Origin of the sequence: Fulvivirga kasyanovii (genome assembly GCF_009711405.1) — a bacterium.
Classification (GTDB): Bacteria; Bacteroidota; Bacteroidia; order Cytophagales; family Cyclobacteriaceae; genus Fulvivirga; species Fulvivirga kasyanovii.
The window spans coordinates 28,415-34,978 of record NZ_SMLW01000650.1; the positions used below are offsets into that span (position 1 = coordinate 28,415).

Consider the following 6,564-nt stretch of genomic DNA (forward strand, 5'->3'; position numbering starts at 1 on the left):
GGCCTATGGGCAGAAGTATAAATCTGTTGAGAGCTATGTCAAATTCTTTTCGGAAGCCACATTGGAAAACATTGCCGCCGATAATAAGGATGGTTCAAGTGTATTTGATGAGGAGAGCAAGCAGATCGTTTTTTCCATTCCCATTACCTCATTCAAGTTTGACAAATCATTGATGCAGGAGCATTTTAATGAAAATTATATGGAGTCAGAAAAATATCCTAAGGCTATATTCAAAGGAGAGGTGCTTAACTATGAGAAGGGAAAGGCAAACCAGAAGGTAACTGCTAAAGGCGACATGACCATCCATGGGGTGACAAGAACGATAAATGTTGACGGCGTGATGGAGTATAAGGACGGTAAGCTCCAACTTAATAGTGTGTTTCCTGTACGCCTGGAAGACTACAAAGTAAAAATACCCCAGGTGCTTTGGCAGAATATCGCCGAGGAAGTGGAGGTGACCATCAACTTTATCTATAAACCAATTTAAGGAAGACAAAACAATGAATTTTAGACTTGCATTCTATCTCTTCATAGCTGCCTTTGCTATGACTATTAACTTACCGCTAATAGCTCAGGACGATTTAATGGATCTTGTGGATGAGCCTGAAGGGAAACAATATACTTCTGCCACCTTCAAAGGTTCGCGGGTGATACTGGGGCATTCTGTAGAAACCAAACATAAAAAGGCGCTTGAATTTCTGATCAGCCACAGGTTCGGCAGGATTAATTCGGGCGGACATAACCTATACGGACTAGACAACGCCAATATCAGGCTGGGCCTTGAATATGGTATAACTGATAACCTGAACCTGGGAGTAGGCAGAAGCTCTTTCGATAAAAGCTATGATGCCTTCGTCAAATATAAGTTTATCAGGCAGGCTACTAATGGTGCTCCGGTGAGTATGATATTGTTTAACAGCCTTGCCGTTAAAACTACTCCCAAAGAAGAGGATGACCCTACATATTCTTTCAACGACAGGCTGGCCACGGTAAGCCAATTGTTGATTGCCAGGAAGTTTAGCAGCAACTTGTCGTTGCAGGTGATGCCTACTTTTGTACATAAAAACAGGGTGGAGATTTTTGATGATAATGATCAGATAGCTATTGGCGTAGGAGGACGTGTCAAGTTAACGCAAAGGTTGGCCTTTAATGCCGAGTATTATTATAGGATCAATCCGCCGGAAAACAGCATTTACAAAAATTCCATAGCGGTTGGTTTTGATATTGAGACTGGTGGGCACGTATTCCAGTTGCACTTCACCAATTCCATCACTGCTATAGAGAGGTCATTCATTACAGAAACCAATGACGACTTTTTTGATGGTGATATTCACTTTGGCTTTAATATTTCAAGGACTTTTCAGTTAGGAGAGAAGAAGCAGAAAGAAGCAGGCTGGTAAGTTTTTTTGTAGTATAAGTTTTCAAACCACTCACGGTTGTATTCAGGCACCATGAGTGGTTTGTTTTTTAGTCTTTTTTATCGCTGAACAAGCCGTGCAGTTCTACATCTATTTTGCTTACTATGTTGGCAAAGTCTTCCTGGTTGGCTACAAAATCCATATTGTTTACATCCACGATCAATATCTTACCGAGGTCGTAACTGCCAATCCACTCCTGATAGCGCTGGTTTAGGTTTTTCAGATAGTCAAGCCTGATGGCATTTTCATAATCCCTGCCTCTCTTCTGGATTTGGCTCACCAGTTTGGGAATATCAGCCTTAAGGTAGATCAGCAGGTCCGGGGCTTCCACATGCTGCAACATGGATTCAAACAGTGTAAGATAGCTGTGGTAATCGCGATCGTTGATGTAATTGGAGCGGTACAGGTTGTTGGCAAAGATGTAAGCATCCTCGTAGATCGTCCTGTCCTGAACGGTTGACTTCCAATTACCACGGATTTTCTTTACCTGCGAAAACCTGCTGTTAAGGAAGTATATCTGCAGGTGAAAGGCCCATCTGTGCATGTCTTCATAGAAATCTGCCAGATAGGGATTGTCTTCTACCGATTCGAGTTCGGCCTCCCATCCGTAGTGGCGGGAAAGCATTTTTGCAAGGGTTGTTTTTCCGGAACCAATGTTGCCGCAAATAGCTATGTGCATGAGAAAAAATAAAATTTGGGAGGGCAAAAGTATTACTTCACGGGTTAAGGAAAAAATAAAAATAAAAAAAGGCCGGTAACCAGCCGGCCCTGGGGCAATAACCTTATTAAAGCACCCTTATGAAGAAGTCTTTACTATGGTTCAAAGGTATCACTACTATCCGTATAGTATAGTTTATTTGTATTACGGATGTGTTATATGTTTGACTATCAGATAATTTTAAGGTAAAGGTTGAGTCAGGAAAGCGATTCTGATTTAAAAGCCTCGCGTAAGATTCTTATTGCGAAAGGCTTAAACAAATTGTATTTTTATAGATAGTGAGGACTTATTCTCTTTAAGGGTTTGATAAACCTTTACATAATGTGGGTTGGATCAATTGAAACAGTCTTCACCAAACAAAAACTTACACACAGGTATTATCTCAATTCTTATGATCAAAAGCTGTTATAAATCAGTTGTTGCGATAATTTAAGTCATCGGAAAGAGGTGCTTAAAGGGATAGTTTCGTAACAACAATTTACAAGGTACTAAAACGGGTAACGGATATGGAACTACGAATGCAACTCAAAAGCGACTTTTTCAATCAAGCAAGTTGGGAACAGCTTTATATAATCACCGATCATTGGAAATCAGACCTTTGCTTTTATCATGATGAGACCAAATTTTTGAAACACCTGGTGGATAGGTACTCCATTTGGCTCACATTACCTGACAATATAGAGCAGGTCCGTCAGGTCTCAGAAAAACTGCAGGTATGCGAGCGCTTTAAAAATGATCTTTTAGACACAATTGCCAGGCACATGAAGCATATCAAAGATATGATTGAGAACCCGTTTGTACACAACGAGCAGGCATTCAGAGAGGAACACGCCCAACTTGAGGAGGATGTCGCAGATTATGTAAAATCGCACAGGAACCTGAAAAAAGAAATATTTGCCATCACCGAAGAGGTAGTGGAAAGCGAAAAGTTACAACACCTGCTGGGACAAAACAATAATTCATAGTACGGCGAACCTGTCCGATTCAAGGTCGAGTATGATGGTATGTTCAATGAAAAGTTTATTGCCGACCATGCCTCCCATACCTGAAAGTGACATCAACAGTCGCTGAAAAGAGCTCATACCCTCGATGTAGGTGACAGTACCGAGGGTTATGGCTGTATCTGCAAATTTTACCTTTGCCATTGAGTTTGCTTGGTAAGCGGTTAATGTATTTGACCAGGAGGTCACCGGAAATGACCGGACATCGCCTTCCGGAGTTCGTAATTCACTCCATTGACCTTTGCTGGTCAATAAGGCAAAAGCACTACTGCCTGTATCGAACATCAAGGTGGTTTTGTTGCCGTTTATGGAAGCCGGAAGCATGATCCTGCGCCCTTCAAAATTCAGTTTATCAAAAGCTATGGGGGTATTCTGTAAATATAAAGGCAGGGTATCGGCCAGTAGTATGAATTGCTTCCGGTAATCGATCACTACTATTTTATTTTCAAGTATATCAGTACCGGCAGTACCGATAATATTGATCGCTCCGTCCTCCCAGTTAATTTCATCGGAGCCATGCTTCATCATTTTAATGGTATGGGCTTGAACCTGTAAACCTGCCAGGTTAAAAGTAAACTTCTCTAGCCTCTCTGCTTCTTCATGCATGGGGACTTTACATCGCTCGCTTATAGCCATCAATTTGCTTTTGTAAAAAACGGAGTAAGGAGCCCCTGTATCCAGTTGCATAAAGAAATTATGATCGCACCCAGGAAGCTGCACTGGTATGAGCAAAGCAGCATAGGCATTGGTACTGTCTGCCTGCCATGTAAGAGGCACATTGTACTCTCCAGGAGCAGTATGGATTTGGTTTGGAGGAGGTTGAAACTTGATTTTAACATACAAATAACCTCCTATACCGCTTAAAATAAGCAATGAAAGTAGTGCGATTAAACTTTTTTTAATCCATCCCATAGTAGTAAGAAATTGAAATTTACAAAAGGACTAAATGATCCTGAACCTAAAGGGAAACAAGGTTTTGTAGTTGCCTTTCTTTAGCTGAATAGCGGCATAGAAGATCATGGTGATATTAATGATATAGGCAATGGCAAATACATAAAATATCCCCAGCCCCGGTTCTGTGCCGTAATGGTATTTGCTAATAAGCTGTGTAAGCAACACCAGCAGGAAAGCCACAAAACTGGCTATGGTCCACATGATCTGAAAACTGATGACACTTCTGCCAACCTCAGCGGCGTGGAGTACTTGATCCTTTTTGTTGATCCAAAGTACAGTAGGCAAGACTACATTGAGCAGCGGAAACAATACAAAGGTTAATGCCGACAGGTTAAGCATCCGGAGGAAATGTTTGTCTTCCTTTTTGCCGGATTCCAGCAAATTTTCAACAGGCTCGTCCAAGGAACCGGCTATGGCATTAAGCGTATGACCGCGAGGGATGTTCTCACCTTTTTCGATGCGCTGGATGGTGCGGAGATTGACCCCGGCACTTTCTGCCAGCTCTTCCTGGGAGAGTCCTTTGCGCTTTCTGATACTGATTATTTTTTCTGCTGTTGACATCATGTTTCCCTTAAAACTTACACCAGCAAATGTAGCGGATGGACTCCTTTGAAAGTACGGCTTTTTTACGACAACTCTACGGCATTTATGTCATAATGTGCATTATTGTTCCTATTATGCAGCTTTTGGTAAGAAAATAGTAAATGTACTTTCTTTTCTGTAGGTGCTTTTAACCCATATACTGCCGTTCAGTCTTTCTATAGCCATTTTGGCTATGTACAGTCCCAAGCCACTGCCTTTTGATGCTTCCGAGCCCCGGTAAAACATATCAAAGATCTTACTTACCTGGATGTCATCCACCCCTATACCATTATCTTTTATGCTCACCTGTACGCCATCCTTTACAGCCTCTACACGGGTTTCGATCTGAGGGTCTTTCTGGTAGGGTGCAGTAAATAAGATGGCATTTTCCAGCACCTTTTCCAGTGCCAGTTCAACGAGGTAAGGGTTGGATTCATAGTGCTCTACATCCATTTCTGAGGTGAATTTCACCTTGTCTATCAGGTCGTGATGATTTTGATACTGATTTTTGATAATCTTTTTGATCAGGGCAGGGAAATTTATCGGGGCGACCTGCAGTGGCCCTTCAATGATATTGGTCAGTTGTTCAAGGTCGTGGATCAGATGATCGGCTTTTTTTGCGGACAGCTCTATATGGTTGATCGCTGTGGGTAGCTCTCCGGTGCGGAGGTATAGGTCTATGATGTTGGTGAGCCCAAGGATAGATTTTATGGGCCCCCTCAGGTCATGCGAGGCTTTGTAGAAAAACAGTTTCAGGTCCTCATTGGCATTTTTTAATTCAAGGATCTTATTGTTGAGGTGCCTGTTGTAGTGAGCACTGAGGCTGAATATGAGCAAGGATGAAATAACCACAAAAAACCATCCCTTAAACATCTGAACCTCAAGGATTACCTTTTTGTCATCAATAAAAAAGCTTACAATACTATCAGAAACCAAAATCCATAAAACACCTACAATAAAATAAATAATGGCGACTCTGGCCGAAGGTCTGATTTGGGGCATTCTTAGTAACTCTTATCTTTTCGCGAAATGTAAAATTAAGAGTACTCATAACATAAATAAGGAAATGTAATATTTAGTGGTTAAAAAAAGGAATAAGGTATTTAGGTTTTTCCTTCCTGATCATTCTAGCGATAATCAGGAGTATATTTGAGTAGAATGGAAATGCATACTTGCGTTAAGGGTGCATGTAATTATTCTGATTGCAGGTTTAGAACGTATGCTCAACTAAACCCAATTTTGCTTCCCCAATACTATAGACCAAAACCACTAAATTCTACAACTTACCGCTTTACTTCCTCCGGCTTAAACAAACGGGCATCGGCTACAAATGTGCCGAAGGGGAGGAGTGAGGCTACCAAAGCCCAAAAGATCTTGCTAAAGCCCCATTTCAGCTCAGCAGCTACGATGACCACCCAAAGGCAGTAGGCTATGAACAATACGCCGTGAGCCATGCCTACGTATGACGTGGGCTCCGGGATGTCCATCATGTATTTGAGCGGCATACAGATACCTAATAAAAGCAGGTAACTGATACCTTCTAAAAAGCCGAGTACCCTCAGTCTGTTAATATTGGTCTTTAACATGTGTGTGATAGTTTGTGAGTCCTGATAATACAGGTGTAAAGATTATGTCTAACGGTGAATTAAACCAGAGAGGGAAACAAATAATTTCATTTTACGAAAATAAAAGTCCCGGGAGTATAAAATCTTGTTCCCTCGGGACTTTTATAGTAGGCTAATGTTGAGGCTCACCAACGTAGCCTGCCGTTTTTAAGGCATCTACCACTTTTTGCTGAGCATTGCTGTCCGTTGCTTCCACTGTCAGTACCTTGTCCTGGCTTTGAAGGTCAACTTCCCATTTTTTCACTTCGGGCAGTTTCTCCAGTTCA

Annotated in this window: 8 protein-coding genes; 3 read left to right on the forward strand and 5 right to left on the reverse strand. The window is 41.6% G+C overall.

Annotation, left to right across the window (positions count from 1 at the left end; all coding sequences use genetic code 11):
• Both E1163_RS23990 and E1163_RS23995 read left to right on the forward strand, forming a co-directional pair.
• Positions 1–487: YceI family protein (locus E1163_RS23990; RefSeq protein ID WP_246223858.1), on the forward strand; the 487-nt coding region annotated here is incomplete at its 5' end.
• Between the two features lie 13 nt (positions 488–500).
• On the forward strand, positions 501–1,400 hold the full coding sequence (locus tag E1163_RS23995; RefSeq protein WP_246223859.1) for a DUF5777 family beta-barrel protein: 900 nt from the start codon (positions 501–503) through the stop codon (positions 1,398–1,400).
• Positions 1,401–1,467: 67 nt separating this feature from the next.
• On the opposite strand, the gene E1163_RS24000 is transcribed toward E1163_RS23995, so the two are convergent.
• Entirely contained in the window at positions 1,468–2,097 is a 630-nt protein-coding gene (locus tag E1163_RS24000) for a deoxynucleoside kinase (RefSeq protein WP_155175121.1), read from the reverse strand.
• A gap of 545 nt (positions 2,098–2,642) precedes the next feature.
• Between E1163_RS24000 and E1163_RS24005 the strand changes: the two genes are divergently transcribed.
• The gene (locus tag E1163_RS24005) at positions 2,643–3,101 is read left to right on the forward strand and encodes a hypothetical protein (protein ID WP_155175123.1); all 459 of its coding nucleotides are present in this window, start codon (positions 2,643–2,645) and stop codon (positions 3,099–3,101) included.
• Here the strand turns inward: E1163_RS24005 and E1163_RS24010 are convergent.
• The 4 genes from E1163_RS24010 to E1163_RS24025 all read right to left on the reverse strand — a co-directional run bounded on the left by E1163_RS24010 (position 3,096) and on the right by E1163_RS24025 (position 6,259).
• Entirely contained in the window at positions 3,096–4,049 is a 954-nt protein-coding gene (locus tag E1163_RS24010) for a hypothetical protein (protein ID WP_155175125.1), read from the reverse strand. The genes E1163_RS24005 and E1163_RS24010 overlap by 6 nt on opposite strands.
• Positions 4,050–4,079: 30 nt before the next feature.
• Positions 4,080–4,655, reverse strand: a complete 576-nt coding sequence (locus E1163_RS24015) for a helix-turn-helix domain-containing protein (protein WP_155175127.1) — start codon at positions 4,653–4,655, stop codon at positions 4,080–4,082.
• A gap of 111 nt (positions 4,656–4,766) precedes the next feature.
• On the reverse strand, positions 4,767–5,675 hold the full coding sequence (locus tag E1163_RS24020; protein ID WP_155175129.1) for a sensor histidine kinase: 909 nt from the start codon (positions 5,673–5,675) through the stop codon (positions 4,767–4,769).
• Positions 5,676–5,956: 281 nt separating this feature from the next.
• On the reverse strand, positions 5,957–6,259 hold the full coding sequence (locus tag E1163_RS24025) for a DUF3817 domain-containing protein (RefSeq protein ID WP_155175131.1): 303 nt from the start codon (positions 6,257–6,259) through the stop codon (positions 5,957–5,959).
• Between the last annotated feature and the right edge of the window lie 305 nt (positions 6,260–6,564).

Coding starts and splice junctions, on each gene's coding strand:
- E1163_RS23995 (WP_246223859.1), top strand. CDS start 501: ATGAATTTTAGACTTGCATTCTATCTCTTCATAGCTGCCTTTGCTATG.
- E1163_RS24000 (WP_155175121.1), bottom strand. CDS start 2,097: ATGCACATAGCTATTTGCGGCAACATTGGTTCCGGAAAAACAACCCTT.
- E1163_RS24005 (WP_155175123.1), top strand. CDS start 2,643: ATGGAACTACGAATGCAACTCAAAAGCGACTTTTTCAATCAAGCAAGT.
- E1163_RS24010 (WP_155175125.1), bottom strand. CDS start 4,049: ATGGGATGGATTAAAAAAAGTTTAATCGCACTACTTTCATTGCTTATT.
- E1163_RS24015 (WP_155175127.1), bottom strand. CDS start 4,655: ATGATGTCAACAGCAGAAAAAATAATCAGTATCAGAAAGCGCAAAGGA.
- E1163_RS24020 (WP_155175129.1), bottom strand. CDS start 5,675: ATGCCCCAAATCAGACCTTCGGCCAGAGTCGCCATTATTTATTTTATT.
- E1163_RS24025 (WP_155175131.1), bottom strand. CDS start 6,259: ATGTTAAAGACCAATATTAACAGACTGAGGGTACTCGGCTTTTTAGAA.